Here is a 652-nt window from a genome sequence, read left to right on the forward strand (position 1 = left end):
TTATTGCTCTGATGGCATTGAATAAAATCCATATTGCGTCTTTGGGATTCGGCGAGTTTACGACGTCATTCCTTGCCGGACTTAACTACGGCTTAGGCTTTATGTTGACTCATATGCTGCACTGCACCGTTGCGACCAAGCAGCCTGCCATGACGGCGGCGAGCTTTGCCGAGCAGGTGGACTCAAATGAAGGCAGCAAGGCGGTGGACAACAAATTGGCAAAACTGCTGATTGACGTGTGTCGTTCGCAAAGTGTTGCCGTATTTGGTAATGTATCGATTGCCGTATTGTTGGCGGCGGGGATCGCTTGGGGTTATGCCTACACGCATGGCCAGCCTTTATTGAATGAGGCAGTTACAGCCTACCAGTTTAAATCTATTGAGATTTTTACTCAGCCGACTTTATGGTATGCCGCTATTGCCGGTGTATGGCTGTTTTGCTCGGGGATTATTGCCGGCTTCTTTGACAACCGTTCCGATTATCTGAACCTGCGTCAGCGCCTGCCGTTTAATCCGTTTTTACGAAAAATCATGCGTCCGCAGCCACGCCGCCGTCTGGCCGCTTATATTCATAAGCATTACGGCTCGCTTATGGGCAATTTTATTTTTGGTATGCTTTTGGGGATGACCGGCTATTTCGGCCATCTTTTCGG

1 pseudogene is annotated in these 652 nt (G+C 49.1%); it reads left to right on the forward strand.

What is annotated here, in order from left to right:
• Positions 1 to 652, forward strand: a pseudogene (locus ACTHUR_RS15005) (recombinase); the annotation flags it as partial.

The sequence above is a fragment of the Neisseria sp. P0021.S007 genome (assembly GCF_051956855.1).